11 protein-coding genes are annotated in these 22,643 nt (G+C 69.8%); 8 read left to right on the forward strand and 3 right to left on the reverse strand.

The window, feature by feature from the left end; genetic code table 11:
- Window positions 1-49 precede the first annotated feature (49 nt).
- The 8 genes from A5745_RS07785 (at window position 50) to A5745_RS07820 (ending at window position 20,647) form a co-directional block, all read left to right on the forward strand.
- On the forward strand, window positions 50-4,294 hold the full coding sequence (locus tag A5745_RS07785) for a non-ribosomal peptide synthetase (protein WP_076115651.1): 4,245 nt from the start codon (window positions 50-52) through the stop codon (window positions 4,292-4,294).
- A complete protein-coding gene (locus tag A5745_RS07790; protein WP_076064655.1) occupies window positions 4,284-5,600 on the forward strand; it encodes a polyketide synthase in 1,317 nt (438 codons plus the stop codon). Before A5745_RS07785 ends, A5745_RS07790 begins: the two co-directional genes overlap by 11 nt.
- Complete coding sequence (mbtD, locus tag A5745_RS07795; protein WP_076115652.1) at window positions 5,600-8,596, forward strand: mycobactin polyketide synthase MbtD; 2,997 nt, start codon at window positions 5,600-5,602, stop codon at window positions 8,594-8,596. Before A5745_RS07790 ends, mbtD begins: the two co-directional genes overlap by 1 nt.
- Window positions 8,593-13,746 carry a non-ribosomal peptide synthetase gene (locus A5745_RS07800; RefSeq protein WP_076115653.1) on the forward strand — a complete coding sequence of 1,718 codons (5,154 nt, stop codon included), beginning with the start codon at window positions 8,593-8,595 and terminating at the stop codon, window positions 13,744-13,746. The genes mbtD and A5745_RS07800 overlap by 4 nt, the downstream gene beginning before the upstream one ends.
- The gene (locus A5745_RS07805) at window positions 13,728-18,089 is read left to right on the forward strand and encodes a non-ribosomal peptide synthetase (RefSeq protein WP_076115654.1); all 4,362 of its coding nucleotides are present in this window, start codon (window positions 13,728-13,730) and stop codon (window positions 18,087-18,089) included. Before A5745_RS07800 ends, A5745_RS07805 begins: the two co-directional genes overlap by 19 nt.
- Window positions 18,086-19,387, forward strand: a complete 1,302-nt coding sequence (gene mbtG, locus A5745_RS07810; protein ID WP_076115655.1) for an NADPH-dependent L-lysine N(6)-monooxygenase MbtG — start codon at window positions 18,086-18,088, stop codon at window positions 19,385-19,387. The genes A5745_RS07805 and mbtG overlap by 4 nt, the downstream gene beginning before the upstream one ends.
- Before the next feature lie 120 nt (window positions 19,388-19,507).
- On the forward strand, window positions 19,508-20,035 hold the full coding sequence (locus tag A5745_RS07815; RefSeq protein WP_076064741.1) for a hypothetical protein: 528 nt from the start codon (window positions 19,508-19,510) through the stop codon (window positions 20,033-20,035).
- A 93-nt stretch (window positions 20,036-20,128) separates the two neighbouring features.
- Window positions 20,129-20,647 (forward strand): hypothetical protein, encoded by a 519-nt coding sequence (locus A5745_RS07820; RefSeq protein ID WP_076115656.1) that lies wholly within the window; start codon window positions 20,129-20,131, stop codon window positions 20,645-20,647.
- Here A5745_RS07820 and A5745_RS07825 read toward each other — a convergent pair.
- From A5745_RS07825 to A5745_RS07835, 3 genes are all read right to left on the reverse strand, one after another.
- Window positions 20,641-21,519, reverse strand: a complete 879-nt coding sequence (locus tag A5745_RS07825; RefSeq protein WP_076115657.1) for a sigma-70 family RNA polymerase sigma factor — start codon at window positions 21,517-21,519, stop codon at window positions 20,641-20,643. The genes A5745_RS07820 and A5745_RS07825 overlap by 7 nt on opposite strands.
- Window positions 21,516-22,124: a carboxymuconolactone decarboxylase family protein gene (locus A5745_RS07830; protein ID WP_076115658.1), complete on the reverse strand. Its 609-nt coding sequence runs from the start codon at window positions 22,122-22,124 to the stop codon at window positions 21,516-21,518. The genes A5745_RS07825 and A5745_RS07830 overlap by 4 nt, the downstream gene beginning before the upstream one ends.
- 75 nt (window positions 22,125-22,199) lie before the next feature.
- The gene (locus tag A5745_RS07835) at window positions 22,200-22,514 is read right to left on the reverse strand and encodes a type II toxin-antitoxin system VapB family antitoxin (protein ID WP_076064663.1); all 315 of its coding nucleotides are present in this window, start codon (window positions 22,512-22,514) and stop codon (window positions 22,200-22,202) included.
- Window positions 22,515-22,643: the final 129 nt, after the last annotated feature.

Below are 22,643 nucleotides of genomic sequence, written 5' to 3' on the forward strand. Positions count from 1 at the left end.
GGGTACCCAAAGAAATTAGGGCAGCCTTTGCTAATTCCGAGGAGGGTTCGTGGTACGTGCCCCGGCGTGCTCGGAGGATATCCGCGCGGAGGTGGCCGAGCTGCTCGGCGTCCCGGCCGACACCGTTCACCCGGGTAGCAACCTTATCGGCCAGGGCCTCGACTCGATCCGGATGATGACGCTGGCCGGTCGCTGGCGCCGCCACGGCATCGGGATCGATTTCGCCACTCTGGCCGCGACACCGACCATCGAGGCGTGGTCGGAGTTGGTGACGGCGGGTGCGCCGGCGACCACCGACGAAGCGCCAGCCGACCAGCCCGCTGGGGACGACCGCGCTTCCGACGATTTTCCGCTCGCCCCGATGCAGCACGCGATGTGGGTCGGCCGCCAGGACAACCAGCAGTTCGGTGGGGTGGCCGGGCACCTCTACGTCGAGTTCGACGGCGGCGCCACCGACCCGGACCGGCTCCGTGCGGCGGCCACCCGGCTGGCGCGGCGTCACCCGATGCTGCGCGTGCGGTTCGGATCCGACGGCACCCAGCGCATCGCCCCGATCTCGGAACGCCCCGACTTCCCCGTCACCGTCGAGGACCTGCGCCACCTCGCCGGTGACCTCGTCGAGCGGCGCCTGGCCGAGATCCGCGACGCCAAATCGCACCAGCAGCTCGACGGCGCGGTGTTCGAACTGGCGTTGACGCTGCTGCCCGGCGAGCGTTCGCGCCTGCACGTCGACCTGGACATGCAGGCCGCCGACGCGATGAGCTATCGCACCCTGATGTCGGACCTGGCCGCCCTCTATGTCGGCCGCGAGCTGCCCGCATTGGGTTACAGCTACCGGGAATACCGCCAGGCCGTCGCGCGGGAGGAGACGCGGCCGCAACCCGCCCGCGACGCCGACCGCGAGTGGTGGGCGCAACGCATCCCGCAGCTGCCCGACCCGCCGGCGCTGCCATCGAGCGGGGGCCGCGAGTCGCGCCGAAGCACCCGACGTTGGCACTGGCTGGACCCGGCGACCCGCGACGCGCTGTTCGCCCGCGCCCGGGCACGCGGCGTCACCCCGGCGATGGCGCTGGCCGCGGCGTTCGCCAATGCGCTGGCGCGCTGGTCGGGGGCGCCACGGTTCCTGCTGAACGTGCCCTTGTTCGCCCGCCAGGCCCTGCACTCCGACGTCGACCTGCTGGTCGGGGACTTCACCTCGTCCCTGCTGCTGGACATCGACCTGACCGGCGCGGGCACCCCCGCTGCGCGGGCACGCGTGGTACAGGACGCCATGCGGATGGCCGCCGCCCATTCCGAGTACCCGGGGCTGTCGGTGTTGCGCGACCTGAGCCGCCACCGCGGTACGCAGGTGTTGGCGCCCGTGGTGTTCACCAGCGCGCTCGGGCTCGGCGAATTGTTCAGTGCCGATGTCACAGGGCAATTCGGCCGCCCGGGATGGATCATCTCGCAGGGCCCGCAGGTGCTGCTGGACGCGCAGGTCACCGAGTTCGACGGCGGGGTGCTGGTGAACTGGGACGTGCGCGACGGCGTCTTCGCACCCGGCGTCATCGACGCCATGTTCGCCCATCACGTCGACGAACTGCTCCGGCTGGCCGCGGCCGACGAACCGTGGGATGCGCCGGACCCGTCGGCGCTGCCGGCCGCGCAGCGCGCAGTGCGTGACGCGGTGAACGGCCGCACCGCCGCGCCCAGCGGTGAGGCGTTGCACCACGGGTTTTTTCGGCAGGCCGGGCTGCGGCCGGACGCGCCCGCGGTGTTCGCCAGCTCCGGCGACCTCAGCTACGCGCGGTTGCGCGATCAGGCGCTGGCGGTGGCGGCGGCGTTGCGCGCGAGCGGGATCGGCGCCGGCGACACGGTCGCGGTCATGGGCCCCAAGACCGCCGAACAGGTGCCGGCACTGCTGGGAATCCTTGCCGCCGGAGGCGTGTATCTGCCGATCGGGGTCGACCAACCCCGCGACCGCGCGCAGCGCATCCTGGAAACCGGTGGAGTGAGGCTGGCCCTGGTGTGCGGCGGGAAGACGCTGTCGTTACCGGTGCGGGAGCTGACGATCGCCGACGTGGTTCGCGACGCACCCGCCGCGCCGGCGGGCGTCGTGCCCGCGGGCGGCGATCCGGCCGACCTCGCCTACGTGCTGTTCACCTCGGGTTCGACCGGGCAGCCCAAGGGCGTCGAGATGACGCACGACGGCGCGATGAACACCATCGAATGTCTCACCCGCCACTTCGATATCGGCCCCGCCGATCGGTGCCTGGCCCTGTCGACGCTGGAATGCGACATGTCGGTGCTGGACGTCTTCGCGACCTTGCGCGCGGGCGGAGCGATCGTGGTGGTCGATGAGGCGCAGCGGCGCGACCCCGACGCGTGGGCCCGGCTCATCGACGATCACCACGTCACGGTGCTGAACTTCCTGCCGGGCTGGCTGGAGATGCTCGTCGAGGTCGGCCAGGACCGGCTGTCGTCGCTGCGGGTGGTGCCTACCGGCGGCGACTGGGTACGTCCCGGCCTGGCCCGCCGGTTGCGGTCCCTGGCGCCGAACGTGCGGTTCGCCGGGCTGGGTGGCGCGACCGAAACCGCCGTCCACGCAACCATTTTCGAGGTCGGCGACGACCTGCCGACCGACTGGACCGCCGTGCCGTACGGCGTCCCGTTCCCGAATATCGCGTGCCGCGTCGTCAACGAGGCCGGTGCCGACTGCCCCGACTGGGTCGCCGGGGAGCTGTGGATATCCGGACGCGGCATCGCCCGGGGTTACCGTGGCCGCAGCGAACTCACCGCGGAACGTTTCGTGCTCCGCGACGGCCGGATCTGGTACCGCACCGGTGATTTGGCCCGCTATTGGCCGGACGGCACCCTCGAGTTCGTCGGCCGCGCCGATTACCGCATCAAGATAAGCGGCTACCGCGTGGAGCTCGGCGAGATCGAGGCGTCGCTGCGCCGAGTGCCCGGGGTGCGGGCGGCCGTGGCCGCCCTGGTTCCCGCGCCCGGCGGCGCCGAGGTGTTGGCGGCCCAGGTCTGCCTCGAAGACGCCGCGCTGGACGCCCGGCGGATTCGCGAGGTCCTCGTCGATCTCGTTCCCGCACACATGATTCCGGCACATATTTCGGTGGTCGAGCGCATCCCCTTCACCGACGGCGGCAAGATCGACCGGCGCGCCGTCGGCGGCGAGCTGGCCGCGGCGGTGGCCGAGCAGTCCCGCGACACGTCAGCGCGCTACGGGGCGCCCCGAACGCAGCTGGAACGGGCGCTGTGCCACATCGTCGCGGGGCTGCTGAACCGCGACGCCGTGGGCGTGCACGACGACTTCTTCTCCCTCGGGGGCGATTCCGTGCTTGCGACACAGGCCGTCGCGGCCATCCGCCAGTGGCTCGATTCGCCGAGCCTGATGGTCGCCGACGTCTTCGCCACGAGGACCGCCGCCACGCTGGCGCAACTGCTCATCGCCCGGGACTCCGACGCCGGACGACTCGAGCTGGTGGCCGAGGTGTACCTGGAGATCGCGGACATGTCGCGCGTCGACGTGTTGTCCGCGCTCGATGCGCCGACCGACCAACCCGTCCGACGGGAATTCCAGCCCTGGGTGAAGCGGTTTACCGGTGCCACGGCGAACGGCTCGGTGGTCGTGTTCCCGCACGCCGGCGGTGCCGCGGCGGCGTACCGGTCACTGGCTAAAGCGCTGTCGGCCAATGACGTCGACGCCTACGTGGTGCAGTACCCGCAGCGCGCGGATCGCCGGCATCATCGCGCCGCGCAGAGCATCGGCGCGCTGGCAATCGAGTTGTTCGAGGCGGGCGACTGGGCCGCGGCGGCTCCGCTGAGCCTGTTCGGCCATTGCATGGGCGCGGTGGTGGCCTTCGAGTTCGCCCGCGTGGCCGAACGCAACGGGGTGCCGGTGCGCGTGCTGTGGGCCTCGGCCGGGCAGGCCCCGTCGACGGTCACCGCGTATGGACCGCTGCCGACCACCGCCAGCGGCGTGCTGGCGGACATGGTGGATCTCGGTGGCACCGATCCGGCGCTGTTGGAGGACGAGGAATTCGTCGAACTGTTGGTGCGGGCGGTGCAGGCCGACTACACCGCCCTGAACGCCTATTCGTGCCCGCCGGACGTACGCATCCGCGCCGACATCCATGCGGTCGGCGGCAGCCGCGACCACCGGATCAGCCGGGAAACGTTGGCCACGTGGCAAACTCACACCTCCGGCCGGTTCACGCTGACCGATTTCGAGGGCGGCCACTTCTACCTCAACGACCATCTCGACGCGGTGGCCCGGATGGTGAGCGCCGATGTCCGATAACGACCCGGTCGTGATCGTCGGGCTGGCGCTCGAAGCGCCCGGCGGGATCGAAACCGCCGACGATTTCTGGGCGATGCTCTCCGAGCAGCGGGAAGGACTCGGCCCGTTCCCCACCGATCGGGGCTGGGCCCTTCGCGAGCTGTTCGACTCATCGCGGCGAGACGGCTTCAAGCCCATCCGCAACCTTGGTGGATTCCTGTCCAGCGCATCGGCATTCGATCCCGAGTTCTTCGGCATCTCCCCGCGGGAAGCGACGGCGATGGACCCCCAGCAGCGGGTCGCGCTGCGGGTCGCGTGGCGCAGCCTGGAGAACGGCGGGATCAATCCCGACGACCTGGCCGGTCACGATGTGGGCTGCTATGTCGGCGCCTCGGCGCTCGAATACGGCCCCGGTCTTTCCGAGTTCTCGCATCACACAGGGCACCTGATGACCGGGACGTCGCTGGGCGTCATCTCGGGGCGCATCGCCTACACGCTGGACCTGGCCGGGCCCGCGCTGACGGTCGACACCGCGTGCTCGTCCGCGCTGGCGGCATTTCACACTGCCGTGCAAGCGATCCGGGCCGGCGACTGCGACCTCGCACTCGCCGGCGCCGTGTGCGTGATGGGCACCCCGGGCTATTTCGTCGAGTTCTCCAAGAAGCACGCGCTGTCCGATGACGGCCATTGCCGGCCCTACAGTGCGCACGCCAGCGGAACCGTCTGGGCGGAAGGCGCGGGCATGTTCGTCCTGCAGCGCCGGTCCAGGGCGGTGGCCGACGGGCGCAGCATCCTCGCCGAGGTCCGCGCCAGTTGCGTGAACTCCGATGGGCGCAGCAACGGACTGATGGCGCCGAGCGGCGACGCGCAGCTGCGACTGTTTCGGCGCGCCATCGCCCAGGCCGGGGTCGAGCCCGTCGAGGTCGGGATGATCGAGGGGCACGCCACCGGAACCCGGGTCGGCGACCGGACCGAACTGTTGTCCATGGCGGCCAGTTACGGCACCGCACCGCCGGGCCGCGGGCCGCTGCTGGGATCGGTCAAGTCGAACATCGGGCACGCGCAGGCCGCGGCGGGCGCGTTGGGTCTCGCCAAGGTCATCCTGTCCGCCGAACACGCCGCGGTGCCTCCGACGCTGCACGTCGACGAACCCAGCCGCGAAATAGATTGGGACGACCAAGGTTTGCGGTTGGCGGACAAGCTGACGCCGTGGCGGGCGGTCGACGGATGGCGCACCGCGGCGGTGTCCGCGTTCGGGATGAGCGGCACCAATACCCACCTGATCGTCTCGATGCCCGACACCAGCAACGCGCGCAGGGTCGCCTGATGGCCCGGTTGCCCGATGGGCGCATCCCGGTACTGCTCAGCGCGCACGCCGGCGAACTCGTCGCCGCGGACGCCCGGGCGATCGCCGACTATCTCGACCGCTTTCCGGAAGCGACTGTGCCGCAGGTTGCCCGGCAACTGCACACGACCCGGCGGGTGCGCCGGCACCGTGCGGTGCTCCGCGCCGCCGACCGCCTCGAGCTCGTCGACGGGTTGCGTGCGCTGGCCGCGGGGCGCGAGCATCCGCTGGTCGCCAGTTCGGCGCTGGGGTCGGCTCCCCGGCAGGCGTTCGTGTTTCCCGGTCAGGGCGGACACTGGCCGGGCATGGGCGCCGTCGCCTACCGGGCGCTCCCGCGCTATCGGGCGGCCACCGATGGGTGCGTCGCCGCATTCGACGCCGCCGGCATCGCGTCGCCGCTGCGCTACCTCACGGCTACCGACGCGGCGGAGACGTTCTCCGAAACCGAGGTCCAGGGCGCCCAATTCGTCAACGCCGTCGCCCTGGCGGAGGTGTGGCGCTCGTGCGGCGTGGTCCCCGACCTCACCATCGGCCAGAGTCTCGGTGAGGTCGCCGCCGCCGTCGTCGCCGGCAGCATCACGATGCCCGACGCCGTCGCCGTGGTGGCCGCCCGCGCCGCCGTCGTCGACCGGCTTCCGGGCCGCTACGCGATGGCCACGCTGGGCATCGGCGCCCCGGCGGCCGAGGCGCTGATCGCGGCCACCGACGGCTGGGCGGAGGTGTCGGTGGTCTACTCCGCCTCCACCGTCGCGGTGTCGGGCGACCGCGACGCGGTGCTCGCAATGGCCGACGCGGTTCGCGCCGATGGCCAGTTCGCCCGCGAGATCAGCGCCGGCTTCCCAGGGCACACCAGCCTGCTCGAGTCGCTCCGCGACGAACTGCAAACGCGACTGCCCTCCTCGGAATTCGCAGAATCCCCAGTGCAATTCATCGGCGGCACCACCGGCGACGTCGTGGCGCCGAACACACCCTTTGGCGACTACTGGTATGCGAACCTGCGCAACACCGTGCGGTTGGACCGCGCGTTCGAGTCGGCAATCCGTTGTGGTGCTGGGTCGTTCATCGAGCTGTCGGCACATCCCGCGCTGCTGTTCTCGATCGGCCAGATCTTCGAGGCGGACCGACCCGAAGACCCGGCGGTGCTGGTCGGCTCGGGTCGCCGGGATGAGCCCTTGGTCGACACACTGTCGGCCAACATCGTCACCGCGGCGGTCGCGGATCCCGGGTACGCCTGGGGAGACCAACTGAATGCCGATGCCGGCGCCGGCTTGCGGGGATTCCCGAACGCGCCGATGCGCGCAATTTCGATGTGGGCGCAGCCGGAGCCGTTGTCCGCCGTTCCCGCGACAGCGGACGGGCTCAACATCTCCGTCGAGCACTGGGAGCGCACATCGCCGCCGACAACGGGGGCGCCCGCGCGGATCGCGGTGATCGACCTGGGTGCCCACGGGGCGCTGGCGAGCGCGCTCCGTGCGGCGGTCGACTCCCACCCGGTAGCGCAGCTCAGTCAACCGCCGGATGCGGAGATCGTCGTGGCGATCGCGCCCACCCTCGAATGCGCCGGGGCGTACCAGGCCGCCGAGGTGCTGCCCGGGGTGATCGGCGCCGGTTTGTTCGACTATGCGAACTCGCCGGGGCCCCGATGCCACACCGTCTGCCTGATCACCGTGGCGGCCGAACGGGTGGGCCAGCTCGACGCGTCGCAGTCGGCCACCCATGCGGCGCTGGCCGCGACACACCGCAGCATCGGATTCGATTACCCCGAACGGGCTTTCACCCACCTCGACCTGCCTTCGTGGGAACTGGGGCCAGCCGCCTGCCTCGCCGCGGTGGACGCACTGATCGCCGGTGTCGGTGAGGCCGCGCTGCGCGGCGTCGCCGACGGGTACGCAATGTTCGAGCGCACGTTCCGCGATGCGCCGACCGCCCCGCAATTGCCATTGGACTCTCGCGTGCTCGACGACGTCGTGATCACCGGGGGCGCCGGCGCCATCGGCCTGCACTACGCCCGCTACCTCGCCGAGCGCGGCGCGCGGCGCATCGTGCTGCTGAGCCGCCGCTCCGCGGATCTTGCAGTGCTGAAGACCTTGGCCGCCGAATACGGAACCGAGCTGCTGTCACCGCCGTGCGACATTACCGATCCGGCCCAATTATCGCTTGTCGCAGCCCAATACGGCGGATCGGCCGCTTCGCTGATCGTGCACGCGGCGGGCACCGCCACGTTCGGTACCGCGCCGGCGCTCACGCCGGGCGCCGTCGCCGCCACGTTCGCCGCCAAGGTCGGCGGCCTCGCCCATCTGACCGAGTTGTGGCCCACCGGGCCGGACGCACGAATGCTGTTGTGTTCGTCCGTATCCGGAATGTGGGGCGGACGTGGGCACGCGGCGTACTCGGCGGCCAACCGCCTCCTGGACGTCATGGCCGCCGAGCTGCGCGCCTCCGGCAGGCACTGCGTCGCGGTGAGATGGGGGCTGTGGCAGGGCTCGGGCATCCTGGATTCGACCGAGCGCGCAGACATCGTGCGGTCCGGTCTGCGCCCGATGGCACCCCGGGCAGCGATCGAGGCGAGCCTATGCGCGTGGCACCACGACCCGCTGGTGTTCTCCGCCGACGCTGCTCGGTTGCGAATCTTCCTGGACGCCACGCGATCCGAGGTGCCCGACCAGCCTTCCGAGCTGGGCTCGGCCGACGCCGCGGTGCCGATCGTCGACGCGGTCCGCGGCCAATTGGCGGCGGTGCTCGGCATCACGCCGGCCGGCGAATTGAGCCTCACCGAATCGCTCTTCGATCTGGGCATCGACTCGATGCTGGCGGTCGAACTGCGCAAACGCCTTAAAAGGACGACCGGCCGGACGGTGTCGCTGGCCACGCTGATGGGTGAGATCACCGGCGACGAACTTGTCGAACAACTCGAGCGTGCGGACGAGCGCTCCGAAGCGGCACAGAAAGTGGACCTCAAAGATGGACAAAGCGCGTGACTGACATCGCCGACACCGCCCGGCTCGACGCGGCCCGACTGGAGCTGCTTCGTCGCAGGCTTGCCGAACGCGGTCTCGTGTCCGACACCGAAGACACCGGCAGCAGTACCGACGACCAACTCTCCGACGGCCAGGCCCGGATGTGGTTCGTGCAGATGGCCGACCCCAGCGGCGCGCTGCTCAATGTCTGCGTCTCGTATCGGATCACCGGCGATATCGATCTCGCCCGGCTGCACGACGCCGTGGATGCGGTGTCGCGCCGCCACCGGATCCTGCGCACCACCTACACGCTCAGCGATGAGGGCGAGCCCCGGCCGACGGTGCACGACGATCTCCGACCGGCGTGGGCGCAACACGACTTGACCGACCTGTCGGAGCAGGCACGCCGGCTTCGCCTCGAAGTGCTGGCTCAACGCGAATTCGCCGCGCCCTTTGATCTTTCCGCCGACGCACCGTTGCGGATCACCGTCGTGCGCACCGCCGCCGACGAACATGTCCTGCTGTTCGTGGCCCATCACATCGCCTGGGACGACGGCTCGTGGCGCGTCTTCTTCGCCGACCTCACCAAGGCCTACGGCGGCGCCGACCTCGGACCGGAACGTTCCCTGCCGGCCCCATCCGGACCGGACACCACCGAGGCCGATCTCGACTACTGGCGCGCCATCATGGCCGATCCGCCGGAGCCACTGGAACTCCCGGGGCCGGCCGGCACGACCATGGCGACCGACTGGCGCGCCGCCCGTTGCACGATGCGGCTGTCAAGCGACACCGCCCAGCGAGTGACGGCGTTGGCCCGCGACACCGGCTGCACCCCGTACATGGTCCTGCTGGCCGCGTTCGGCGCGCTGGTGCACCGCTACACCCACAGCGACGACTTTCTCGTGGCCGCCCCGGTACTCAACCGCGGCGCCGGAACCGACGACGCCATCGGCTATTTCGGCAACACGGTGGCGATGCGGTTGCGGCCGCGGCCGGCGATGAGCTTCCGCGAGTTGCTCAAATCGACGCGCGATATCGCCACCGGCGCGTTCGCACACCAACGGGTCGGCCTGGAGCGCGCGGTGCGCGAACTGAACCCCGATCGCCGGCACGGCGCGGAACGGATGACTCGGATCAGCTTCGGATTTCGCGAGCCCGACGGGGGCGGATTCCGCCCGCCGGGCATCGACTGCGTGCGTTACGACCTGCGCGGCAACCTCACCCAGCTGCCGCTGGGTTTCATGGTCGAATTCGACGGCAGTGGTGCGCTGGTCGAGGCCGAACACCAACTGGACATTGTTGAACCCGCCCTGGCGCGTCAGCTGTTGGAACACTTCGCCGTGCTGCTCGACGACGCCCTCGCCCGGCCGGAGCAGCGGCTGGCCGCGCTGGCGCTGATGGGCGAGGCCGACGCCGGGTGGCTGCACGACGTGTCGCGCGGCGAGGCGTTCGACACCGCACCCAGAACGCTCGCCGACCTGGTGTCCGAACAGGCCGCGCGCACTCCAGAGGCAATCGCCGTCAGCTACGAGGGTCGCCGGCTCACCTATCGCGACATCAACGAGCAAGCAAACCGGTTGGCGCACTGGCTGATCGGGCGGGGGATAGGCAGCGAGGACCGCGTCGCCGTCCTGCTCGACAAGTCGCCGGATCTGGTCGTCACCGCGCTGGGGATCGCCAAGTCCGGCGCGGTATATGTGCCCGTCGACCCCACCTATCCGCGGGAGCGGCTGGACTTCATCCTCGGGGACTGCGACGCGAAGCTGATATTGCGCGAGCCGGTGACCGACCTGGCGGCCTACCCCGCCCACGACCCGACGGAAGACCGGCTGCGGCCGCTGCGCCCGGACAACACCGCGTATCTGATCTACACCTCGGGGACCACCGGAGTGCCCAAGGGCGTCGCGGTGCCGCACCGCCCCGTCGCGGAATACTTCGTCTGGTTCAAGGGCGACTACGGGGTCGACCACACCGACCGGCTGCTGCAGGTCGCCTCGCCCAGCTTCGACGTGTCGATAGCCGAGATCTTCGGCACGCTGGCCTGCGGCGCGCGAATGGTGATCCCGCGCCCCGGCGGACTGAACGACATCGGTTATCTCACCGCCCTACTGCGCGACGAGGGAATCACGGCGATGCATTTCGTGCCGTCCCTACTCGGGCTGTTCCTGTCGCTGCCGGGCGTCAACCAATGGCGAACGCTGCAGCGGGTGCCCATCGGCGGCGAGCCGCTGCCCGGGGAGGTGGCCGACAAGTTCCACGCCACATTCGACGCGCTGCTACACAACTTCTACGGCCCGACCGAAACCGTGATCAACGCCAGCCGCTTCAAGGTGGAAGGCCCGCAAGGCACTCGCATCGTGCCCATCGGCCGGCCCAAAATCAACACCACGATGCACCTGCTCGACGACTCGCTGCGGCCCGTGCCCGTCGGCGTGATCGGCGAGATCTACCTCGGCGGAACGCATCTGGCCCACGGATACCATCGCCGGGCCCGGCTGACCGCCGAACGATTCGTCGCCGACCCGTTCAATCCCGGCGCCCGGATGTATCGGTCCGGGGACCTCGCACGCCGCAACGCCGACGGCGACGTCGAGTATGTGGGTCGCGCCGACGAACAGGTAAAGATCCGCGGTTTCCGGATCGAACTGGGTGACGTCGCCGCCGCCATCTCGGTCGACCCCACGGTCGGACAGGCCGTCGTGGTCGTCAGCGACCTGCCACGGCTGGGCAAGAGCCTGGTCGGCTACGTGACACCCGCGGCGGGAACCCCTGAGGTCGATCTCGACCGCATCCGGGCTCGGGTGGCGGCCGCCCTGCCCGAATACATGGTGCCGGCGGCATACGTTGTGCTCGACGAGATTCCGATCACCGCGCACGGCAAGATCGACCGCACGGCGCTGCCCGATCCCGAGGTCGGCTCCGGCGTCGAGTTCCGCGAACCGGAAACCGCCACCGAGCGGCGCGTCGCCGAACTGTTCGCCCAGCTGCTCGGCCGCGACCGGGTCGGCGCCGACGACTCGTTCTTCGACCTCGGCGGCCACTCGTTGCTCGCGACGAAATTCGTTGCGGCGGTGCGTAATACGCTCGGCGTCGAGATCGGTGTGCGGGAAGTCTTCGAACTCGCGACGGTAGCGCGCATCGCCGCACACCTCGACGCAACAGAGACGCCCGGTTCGGCGCGGCCGCGATTGACGGCAGCAGTGCATGACGGGCCGGTGCGGTTGTCGTCGTCGCAGCTGCGAAGCTGGTTCACCTATCGCTTCGACGGACCCAACGCCGTCAACAACATCCCGTTCGCCGCGGCGCTTCGTGGTCCCTGCGACACCGAGGCCCTGGCGGCGGCCATCACCGACGTGGTGGCGCGCCATGAGATCTTGCGTACCACCTACCGCGAAATCGACGGCGTGCCACACCAGATCGTCCACCCACCCGCCGAGGTGCCGGTCCGGCGCGCCACCGGCCCCGACCAGGACTGGCTGCAGGCCGAACTGGACGACGAGCGGCGCCACGTCTTCGATCTCGAGAACGAATTGCCCATTCGGGCGGCGTTGCTGAGCCTGCCGGACCGCAACGTCGTGTCCTTGGTGGCGCACCATATCGCCGGCGATCACTGGTCCGCCGGTGTGCTGTTCACCGATCTGCTGACCGCCTACCGGGCCCGCAGCGGCGGGCAGCCGCCGTCCTGGGAACCGCTGCCGGTGCAGTACGCGGACTTCGGCGTGTGGCAGGCGGCGCTGTTGGACGACGGTGCGGGCATCGCGGGCCCGCAACGCGATTACTGGATCCGCCAACTCGAGGGCTTGGCAGGCGAAAGCGGTCTGCGCCCGGACTTTCCGCGCCCCGCCCTGCTCAGCGGCGCCGGGGACGCCATCGAGTTCAGTCTCGCGTCGGCGACCCGCGCGAAGGTCAAGGACCTGACGCGCGAACTCGGCATCACCGAGTTCATGCTCCTGCAAGCCGCCGTAGCGGTGGTCCTGCACAAGGCCGGCGGCGGCCCCGACATCCCGATCGGCACCCCGGTCGCCGGTCGCAACGAACCCGAACTCGACCGGCTGATCGGGTTCTTCATCAACATCCTGGTGTTGCGCAACGACCTGAGCGGAAACCCGACGCTGCGCGAGCTGCTGCGGCGGACCAGGGACATGGCGTTGGCGGCCTACGCGCACCAGGACCTGCCGTTCGACCAGGTGGTGGACGCCGTCAGCCCGGCGCGGTCACTGTCGCGCAATCCGCTGTTCGACGTCGTGGTGCACGTGCGGGACCAGTTGCCACAAGACACCGTCATCGACAGCGGCCCGGGCGGCGACACCACTTTCAGCGCTTTGGAACCGACGTTCGACGTCGCGCACGCCGACATGTCTGTCAACTTCTTCGCATCCGACGACGGCTACCGCGGCCACGTCATCTACCGCCCCGAACTGTACAAGCGCGACACCGCACAACGGTTTGCCGACTGGCTGGTCCGCGTCGTCGAGGCGTTCGCGCACCGGCCCGACCAACCGCTGCGCGACGTGCAGATCGCCAGTGCGCAAGAGCGGCAGCGCATTCTGCGCCGGTCCAACGCGGACGACGTATACCTGCTGGACGCCGCGCTGAATCCCGTCCCGACCGGCGTGGTGGGCGACGTCTACTACGGTGGCGGCCCGGCGGTCCGCGCGCGGCTGGCGGGACCCTCGCCGACCGCCGCCCGTTTCGTCGCCGATCCCTTTGCCGCGCAACCCGGTTCGCGGCTCTACCGCACCGGCCAGCGCGGCGTGTGGGACGACGACGGACAACTGGAACTGTTGGGCGACTCCGAAACGCCGCCTCGGCCCGCGCAGGCGGCGGACACGCAGCCCGCCGAACCGCCCACCACCGCCACCGAGCGCGCGCTGGCGGCCATCCTCACCGACGTTCTCGATGCCGGACCGGTCGGGCGGCACGACGAGTTTTTCAACCTCGGCGGGGACAGCATTTCCGCGGTGCGGGTGGCCGCACGGGCGCGGGATGCAGGGCTCCCGCTCACCCCGCGGATGGTCTTCGAACATCCCGTGCTGCGTGAGCTCGCCGCCGCCCTCGACGCCAAGTCCGAAACCGAGCCCGACGACCGGCATTACGCGCCGATGAGCGCGTCGGGACTTTCCCCCGACGAGTTGGCGGCCCTGACGTCGTCATGGGGCCAGCAGCCGTGACGCGAGCCGACGAGCGACCGGCCATCGAAGACGTGATGGCGCTCAGCCCCCTGCAGCAGGGGCTGTTCTCGATGGCGGCGCTGACGGACGATTCCGGTGATGCCGACCCGTACGTGATCGCGATGGCCGCCGACATCATGGGCCCGCTCGACGTTCCCTTGCTGCGCGAGTGCGCCGCGGCGATGCTGGCCAGACATCCCAATCTGCGCGCAAGCTTTGTCCACGGTGATCTGAGCCGGCCCGTGCAGGTGATTCCGAGCATCGTCGAACTGCCGTGGCGGTGTGTGCGCGCCGATCCCGCGGAGGTGGCGGCGCTGGAAGCCGAGGAGCGCCGGCGCCGTTTCGACCTGGGCCGCGGCCCGCTGATCCGCTTTCTGCTCATCGAATTGCCGGACCAGCATTGGCATCTGGCCGTCGTCGCGCACCACATCGTCATCGACGGGTGGTCGTTGCCGCTCTTCGTTTCCGAGCTGCTCGCGCTGTATCGGGCCTTCGGCGACACCGCCGCGCTGCCGCCGCCACCGCGCCCGTACCGCGACTACATCGGCTGGCTGGCAGCCCGTGATCAGACCTACAGCCGCGCGGTGTGGGCCGGGCACCTCAAGGGCGTGGACGGCCCGACCCTGCTGTCGCCGGCGCTGACCGACACCCCGGCGCGGGCCGGCATCCCGAGTCGAACCACGCTGCGGCTGGACCGCGATGCCACGACCGCTCTCGCCGAGGCCGCCCGCGCCCGCGGCGTCACGCTGAACACCCTCGTTCAAATGGCCTGGGCGATAATGCTTTCTGCGGTGACCGGCCGCAGCGACGTGGCGTTCGGGGTGACCGTGTCCGGCCGGCCCGGCGAACTGCCCGGCGTCGAGACGATGGTCGGGCTGTTCATCAACAGCGTTCCGCTGCGGGTACGACTGGATCCCCGCGAGACGGTCGGGACGCAATGCGTTGCCCTGCAACGTGAATCCGCCGCGCTGCGGGACCACGGCTACCTGGGGCACGCGGAGTTGCGTTCGATCGCCGGTGTCGGGGAGATGTTCGACACGCTGCTGGTATACGAGAACTTCCCTCCCGGCGAAGTCGTGGGGGCCAGCGAGTTCGTCGCGAACGGCGTGACCTTCCGCCCGGTGGCGCTGGAGAGCGTCTCGCATTTCCCGGTGACCATCGCCGCACACCTGAGCGCCGGCCAATTCACCGTATTGGTCGAGGTGCTCGACGGCGCGCTGGGCGCGTTGACCCCCACGGACCTCGGCGGGCGGCTGCTGGCCGTGCTGCGGCGCTTGGTGGACAAGTGGGACCGGCCACTGCGTGAGATCGACATCCTGCATGACGGCGAGCGCGACTCGACGGGCTCGCCGGCCGCGGGCACGACCGGCGTCGCGGTGCACACCCGATTCGGCGAAATCGCTGCGGCCCAGCCCGATTCGATCGCGGTCAGCTGGGCCGACGGCCGGCTGACCTACCGCGAGCTCGACGCGCTCGCCGACCGGCTCGCCGCGGCCCTGATCAGGGCCGGCGTGGAAGGCGAGACTCCCGTGGCCGTCATGCTGCCGCGGGGCCCGAACTACGTGGCCGCGATGCTGGGAATCCTCAAAGCCGGCGGCATGCTGGTGCCGCTGGACCCGGCCATGCCCGACGAGCGGGTGGCCGAGATCCTGCGGCAGACGTGCGCCGCGATCGTCGTCGACGACGAATTGTTCGCCGCTTTTCTCGCCGGGCCCGCCGACTACCGGGCCGCCGCGGCGGCACCCGACCATGCGGCCTATGCCGTCTTCACCTCGGGCACGACGGGCACGCCGAAGGGCGTCGTCGGCACCCACCGGGCGCTTTCGGCGTACGCTGACGACCACATCGAGCGCGTTCTTCGGCCGGCGGCCAGGCGAATCGGGCGACCGCTGCGCATCGCGCATGCCTGGTCCTTCACCTTCGACGCGGCATGGCAGCCGCTGGCGGCGTTGCTCGACGGCCACTCGGTGCACGTTGTCGAAGACGACGTGCAACGCGACGCCGAGGCGCTGGTCGAAGCCATCGCCCGGTTCGGGCTGGACATGATCGACACCACGCCGTCGATGTTCGCCCAGCTGTACAGCGCGGGGCTGCTGCGGCGGGTGCCGCTTCCGGTCCTGGCACTCGGTGGCGAAGCCCTGGGCATCACCGAATGGCAAGCGATCCAAGCGGAATGCGCGCGCACGGCAATGAGCGCGTTCAACTGTTACGGGCCCACCGAAACCACGGTCGAGGCGGTGGTCGCCGCAATCGACGAACACGCGCGGCCGGCCATCGGGCGCCCGACCCGGACCACCCGCGCCCACGTCATGGACCCCTGGCTGCGCCCGGTGCCCGACGGCGTCGCGGGTGAGCTGTACCTGGCGGGCGATCAGCTGGCCCGCGGCTACCTCGGACGCGCGGGCGAGACCGCCGCGCGGTTCGTCGCCGACCCCGACGGCCGCGGCGGGCGGATGTATCGCACCGGAGATGTGGTGCGCCGCATGCCCGACGGCGGTCTCGAATTCCTCGGGCGCGCCGACGACCAACTCAAGATTCGCGGTTTCCGCGTCGAGCCGGGCGAGATCGCCGCGGTGCTCAACGACCACGACGGGGTGCGCGGCGCGCACGTGACGGCCCGCAACCACACACACGGGCCGCGGCTCACGGCGTATGTCGCGGGCGGGCCCAACCCGCCGACGGCGGCCGAACTGCGCTCAATGCTGCTCGAGCGGCTGCCGCGCTACCTGATCCCGCACCACATCGTCGTCCTCGACGAACTGCCGCTGACTGCGCACGGCAAAATCGACGAAAACGCCCTGGCTGCAAACGATTCCGTCGAGGGACCGATCGTCCCGCCGGAGACGCCGACCGAGAAAGCGCTCGCCGACGCGTTCACCGACGTGCTGGGGACCGCCGAGGTCGACGTCACGGCCGGCTTTCTGCAACTGGGCCTCGACAGCATCGTGGCCCTGTCGGTCGTCCAGGCCGCACGCCGCCGCGGCATCGCGCTGCGCGCCAGGCTGACGATGGAATGCGAGACCCTCCGCGAACTCGCCGCGGCCATCGACTCCGACACCGCACGGCACACAGCCGTCGAAGCGACCGGCGAACCCATCCCGGTGTTGGCCGGCGTTCATTGGCTCTACGAATACGGCGAACCGCGCCGGCTCGCGCAGACCGAAGTCATCCGGCTACCCGACACGATCACCCGCGAACGCCTGGATTCGCTGCTGTCCGCCGTCATCGACGGGCACGAAGCGTTGCGATGCCGGCTCGACCGCGACGCGATGACGCTTGTCGCACAACCGAAAACGGGCATCCTCAGCGAAGCGCGGGTCACCGGTGATCCCGCCGGCGAGGTCGCCAGCCAGACCCTCGACGCCTTGGAGCGGCTCGACCCGCAGGCCGGTCGGCTCTTGTCCGCCGTATGGCTGCGCGGGCCCGACGGCCCGGGGGTCCTCGTGTTGACCGCCCACGTGCTGGCGATGGACCCGGCCTCGTGGCGCATCGTGCTCGCCGAACTCGACGCCGGCCTGCACGCCCTGGCCGCGGGACGCCAACCCGCGCCGGCGCGTGAGCACACCAGCTACCGGCAATGGTCACGGCTGCTGCACGAGCGGGCCGCGGCGCTGGACACCGCAGGCTTCTGGGCCGCCGAACTCCAGGGCGCCGACCCGCCCCTGGGCGCCCGCAGGCTGCGGCCACAGACCGACCGGGCCGGTGACGTCGCGATCAGCATCTCGACCTGCGAGGCCGACCTCACCGCCCGGCTGCTCGCCAAAGCCGCAGCGGGACAGGCGATGGGCGAACTGCTCGTCACCGCGACCGCACGCACGGTGACCGCGTGGCGGCGCCGACGCGGACAGGACACACCGGCACCGCTGCTGGCGCTCGAGACGCACGGGCGCGCCGACGTCGACGTCGACGAGACGGCCGACACCAGCGACACGGTCGGACTGCTCAGCGCGATCTACCCGCTGCGCATCCACACCGACGGCCCCACCGACCTGGCCCGAATCCCCGGCAGCGGCATCGATTACGGCCTGCTGCGGTATTTGCGGCCCGACACTCGCCTGCGCGAACTCCCCGAACCCCAGCTACTGCTGAACTACCTCGGCAGCGTCCACGTCGGCGTCGGCGACCTGGACCTTGCCCGCGAACTGATGTCCGGCCTTGGGCACGTCCCGGAACCGCAACAGGCGGTGCGCCACGAGCTGACCGTGGCGGCAGGAATCGTCGGCACCGGCGATGCCCGCGTCCTCGTCGCACAGTGGCGAGCGCTGCCAGACATCCTCGATGACTCGGATATCGCTGTACTGCAACAACTTTGGGTCGAAGCACTGCAGGAGTTGACGACATGAGCACGCTTGCGGTCCTGGGCGCCGGGGCAAAGGCGGTGGCCGTCGCCGCCAAGGCGTACGTATTGCGCGAAATGGGCGTCGACGTTCCCGACGTGATCGCAGTCGAACGCACCGGGGTCGGGGCCAACTGGCAGGCCAGCGGCGGCTGGACCGACGGGGCGCATCGGCTGGGCACCAGCCCGGAAAAGGACGTCGGGTTCCCCTACCGATCGGCACTGGCACCGCGCCGCAACGCCGAACTCGACGAGCGGATGACGCGCTACAGCTGGCAGTCCTATCTGATCGCCACCGCGTCGTTCGCCGAATGGATCGATCGCGGCCGGCCGGCACCCACCCATCGCCGGTGGAGCCAGTACCTGGGATGGGTCGCCCAGCACGTGGGCCTGGACGTCGTGCACGGCGAGGTCGACGGGCTGGCCGTCAGCGGTGACCGCTGGGCGCTGCATACCCGCGAGACCACCGTGCACGCCGATGCCTTGATGATCACCGGACCCGGCCAGGCCGAGAAGTCGCTGTTGCCCGGCAATCCGCGGATGCTCTCGATCGCCCAGTTCTGGGACCGCGCCGCCGGCCATGACCGGATCAACGCCGAACGGGTGGCGGTGATCGGGGGCGGTGAAACGGCCGCGTCGATGCTCAATGAGCTGTTCCGGCACCGGGTTTCGACCATCACCGTCATCTCGCCACAGGTCACGCTGTTCACCCGCGGCGAGGGATACTTCGAGAACTCGCTGTTCTCCGATCCCACCGACTGGACCGCGCTGACGCTGGACGAACGCCGCGACGCGCTGGCGCGCACCGACCGCGGAGTGTTCTCGGCCAACGTTCAGGAAGCGCTGTTGGCGGACGACCGCATCCACCACCTGCGCGGCCGGGTCGCCCACGCGGTGGGGTGGGACGGCCAGATCCGGCTCACGCTGTCCACCAACCGGGGCAGCGAAAACCTCGAGACCGTCCACGGTTTCGATCTGGTCATCGACGGATCCGGCGCCGACCCGCTGTGGTTCAGCTCGCTGTTCAGCCAGGACGCCCTCGACCTGCTCGAGCTGGGCCTGGGTGGCCCCCTGACCGCTGACCGCCTGCAGGAGGCCATCGGCTATGACCTGGCCGTCACCGACGTCGTCCCGAAGCTGTTCCTGCCGAACCTCGCCGGACTCACCCAGGGGCCCGGATTCCCCAACCTGAGCTGCCTGGGACTGCTGTCGGACCGGGTGCTGGGATCCACGACGAACCCGTCCACATCCGCCCCGGTGAGACGCGAGCTTGGTCGTAACGTGACCGAGTCGAGACACAAATAGCGGTCGCAGGGGGCACAATTACACCACCTAACACAAGACGAACGGTATGAGGCCGTCCGCCGCATTCCAGGTGCAACTCAGGGGGAGGACCTGACCATGACAACGAGTTTGACAATGACCTTGAAGACCTTGAAATCCGCCGCGACTGGCGTTGCGGCCGTGGCCGCCATCGGCGCCGCCGGCATCGGCGTGACGTCGGCCGCATTCGCCCCGGCTAGCGCCGATCAGGTGCAGCTGGCCGCGGTCGGCGCGCCGCTGCCGCAAGACCCGCCGCCCCCGCCGCCCTTGCCGGGCCAACTGCCGACCCCAGAGCAGTTGTCCACACTGTGCACCCAAGTGACCGACCCCGGCGTTAACTACAGGGACAAGGTCAATTTCGTCGAAAACGGCATCCCTCAAAACGAGGGTATGGTCGCCGACCACGATCTGAGGAAGGCCTACCGGAACGGGAACTTTCCGGAGACGTTCGCCGTGACCAACATTGCGCCGGCCGGCCCGAACATGGCCCAGGCCGACGTGGCCATCTCGGGTCCGAAGTTCGCCGGGCCGGTCACCAAGCACCTCGTGTTCATCAATCAGGGGGGCAACTGGGTCCTGCAGCACGACGCGGCGCTCGCTCTGATTCAGGCATCGACCGCTACGGGCTAAACCGCACCCAGATTCTGGGCGCCTACACAGCAAGCGCATAGATTGGACACACGTGCGCGGGCCTAAAGTAACCGTGCCCATGAAAGGGGGACGATGAAAACCGTCAAGTTTTTTGCCACCGGCGCGGCTACCGTGGCCGCCATCGGGGGAGCGGCGACCGCGATCGCTTTCGCCGCGGCGTCATGCGATCTGGCCTCGGTGCAATTGGCCGCAGTCGGTGCGCCGCTGCCGCAGGATCCGGTGCCGCCCGCGCCACCGGTTCCGGGTGCGAATGTCCCGACCGCGGACCAGTTGAGCAGCGTGCTGACCAGCCTGGCCGATCCCAACGTTCCGTTCTCCAGCAAGAGCAATCTGGTTGAGGGCGGCATCAGCGGGATCGAAGCGCACGTCGCGGACAAGAAGCTGCAGAAGGCGGCGAAGAACGGCGACCTGCCGCTGTCGTTCGACGTGTCGAACATCCAGCCGACGGCGTCCGGTTCGTCCGCGGACGTCGCGGTCTCCGGACCCAAGCTGACGTCGCCGGTCACGCAGAACCTCTCGTTCGTCAGTCAGGGCGGCGGCTGGGTGCTGTCGCGCGCGTCGGCGATGCAGTTGCTGCAGGCCGTTCAGTGATCGCCGCGCAGCGCGCGTAGGTCGAGCTTGGCGAGGCGTGCCGGGTCGGCCAGCACGTCGATGGCCGCGATGCGTCCGTCGCGCACCACGAATCCCATGATGGCCGTGGCGCGCCCGCCGACGAAGATCACCGCGCCCGCGGCGCCGTTGACGGTCGCGGCCCGCGCCTCGCGCTCGGGGCCCGCGTAACTGCGGGCCAGCCTGGCCACCGAGGCCGCGCCGTCGGCCCGGAAGCCGCGCGTCCCGGCGCCGAAGTCGCCGCGCAGCACCACGTCGGGATGCAGCACCGACACCAACCGGTCGAAGTTGCCGCTACGTCCCGCCGCGAAGAAGGCGTCGACGGCTTCGCGTTGCGCGGTGAGGTCGCCGTCGGGCACGGGGTCCGCCTGCTCGATGCGCCGGCGTGCCCGGCTGGCCAGCTTGCGGGTCGCCTCCGGCGTCCGGTCGACGATGGGTGCGATCTGGTCGAACGGGACGGTGAAGACGTCGTGCAGCACGAACGCCAGCCGCTCCGCCGGCGGCAGCGTATCCAGCACCACGAACAGCGCCAGGCCCACCGCGTCGGCCAGCATCGCGCGGTGTTCGGGATCGGACTCGCCGACCGGATCGACGATCGGGTCCGGTAGATGGGCGACCAATTCCTCCTGTCCGTGGGAGTGGCGGTCGCGCAACATGTTCAGGCAGATGCGGGCCACCACGGTGGTCAGCCAGGCGTCGAGGTTGGCGATGCCGTCCGCGCCGCTGCGACGCAGCCGCAGCCATGCCTCCTGCACCGCGTCCTGGGCGTCGTCGATCGAGCCCAGCATGCGATATGCGATGGCGCCCAGCTGTGGTCGGGCCGCCTCGAAACGTTCCGTGAGCGACGCGGTCACGTGCGACCGGTGTCCCGCTGTGTGTCGGGCAGGGCGCACACCCGGTTGCCGGAAAAGCCGGACGACCCGATGCCGAGCGCGATGTTGAACCGGGCGCGAAAGTTGCCCAGGTTGATCACGTGGGTGAGCGCGACGAGTTGGGGCGTGTCGAAGTGGGCGCGCAGCGCATCGAAAAGCTCGTCGCTCACCTCGACCGGGGTGCGGCTGATCGCGGTCGCATACTCCAGGATCAGCTTGTCGACGTCGGAGAAGCACGGGGCGTTCTGGTAATCGGCCATCGCGAGCAGCTCCTCGTCGGTGATTCCCCACTGGCGTGCGATCTGCGAACCGAGGTCGATGCAGTACTCGCAGCGGACAGTCGTCGCCGCCTTCAGCTCGGCCAGCGCGCGCTCGCGCGGGCTGAGGATATCCAGCTTGGACTCGGCCATCTCGAGCTTGCCGATGGCGGTGAGCAACCGGGGGATGTGTGCATACATCCGCAGCGGTTCCAGCATCCCGGCCGTTTCCAGGCCGGTCATCTGCGCCAGCTTGCGTCTGGTGAAGAAGAAGGCGATCTTGGCGCCCAGGCCGGCGTCGCGGTCGGACACTCCGTTGAGACGGGGCATGGCGGTCCTCCTTGAATGTCGTCCTTACTAGGTCGACACCTGGCGGCGCTCAAACGTGACCGGGCCCCTCAACGGCTAGGTCTGCTGGCTCAGCGGCAAATCCATGTCGAACACCCGGGCATGCAGCACGGTGCGATTCCGCAGGGCGGCACGCACCGCGCGATGCAGGCCGTCCTCGAGATAGGTAATGCCTTTCCACCGCACCGCGTGGGGGAAAAGGTCGCCATAAAAGGTGGAGTCCTCCGACAGCAGGCGGTCCAGTGCGAGCACCGTGGTCGTGGTGACCAATTCGTCGAGCCTGATTTGCTGCGGGGGAATCTGGGACCACTCTCGGTACGAAAGCCCGTGCTCGGGATAGGGCTTACCATCGCGCACGCCCTTGAAAATCATTGGGGGATCTCCCGCGAGGCGTCACCCGGGCCCGACGACTGCATGTTGGACAGGCTAGCCGGAAAATCGTCCGCCGCGGCTGCCGACGCCCGCTCATGGCAGGTCACACCTCGTGAGACCGTAAAATGG

The organism is Mycobacterium sp. IS-2888 (assembly GCF_001954215.1).
Classification (GTDB): Bacteria; Actinomycetota; Actinomycetes; order Mycobacteriales; family Mycobacteriaceae; genus Mycobacterium.

What these genes read in the sequence shown, in the direction of transcription:
- A5745_RS07835 (WP_076064663.1), bottom strand. Translation starts at nt 22,514, where the DNA reads ATGATTTTCAAGGGCGTGCGCGATGGTAAGCCCTATCCCGAGCACGGG.
- A5745_RS07790 (WP_076064655.1), top strand. Translation starts at nt 4,284, where the DNA reads ATGTCCGATAACGACCCGGTCGTGATCGTCGGGCTGGCGCTCGAAGCG.
- A5745_RS07820 (WP_076115656.1), top strand. Translation starts at nt 20,129, where the DNA reads ATGAAAACCGTCAAGTTTTTTGCCACCGGCGCGGCTACCGTGGCCGCC.
- mbtG (WP_076115655.1), top strand. Translation starts at nt 18,086, where the DNA reads ATGAGCACGCTTGCGGTCCTGGGCGCCGGGGCAAAGGCGGTGGCCGTC.
- A5745_RS07830 (WP_076115658.1), bottom strand. Translation starts at nt 22,124, where the DNA reads ATGCCCCGTCTCAACGGAGTGTCCGACCGCGACGCCGGCCTGGGCGCC.
- A5745_RS07805 (WP_076115654.1), top strand. Translation starts at nt 13,728, where the DNA reads ATGGGGCCAGCAGCCGTGACGCGAGCCGACGAGCGACCGGCCATCGAA.
- mbtD (WP_076115652.1), top strand. Translation starts at nt 5,600, where the DNA reads ATGGCCCGGTTGCCCGATGGGCGCATCCCGGTACTGCTCAGCGCGCAC.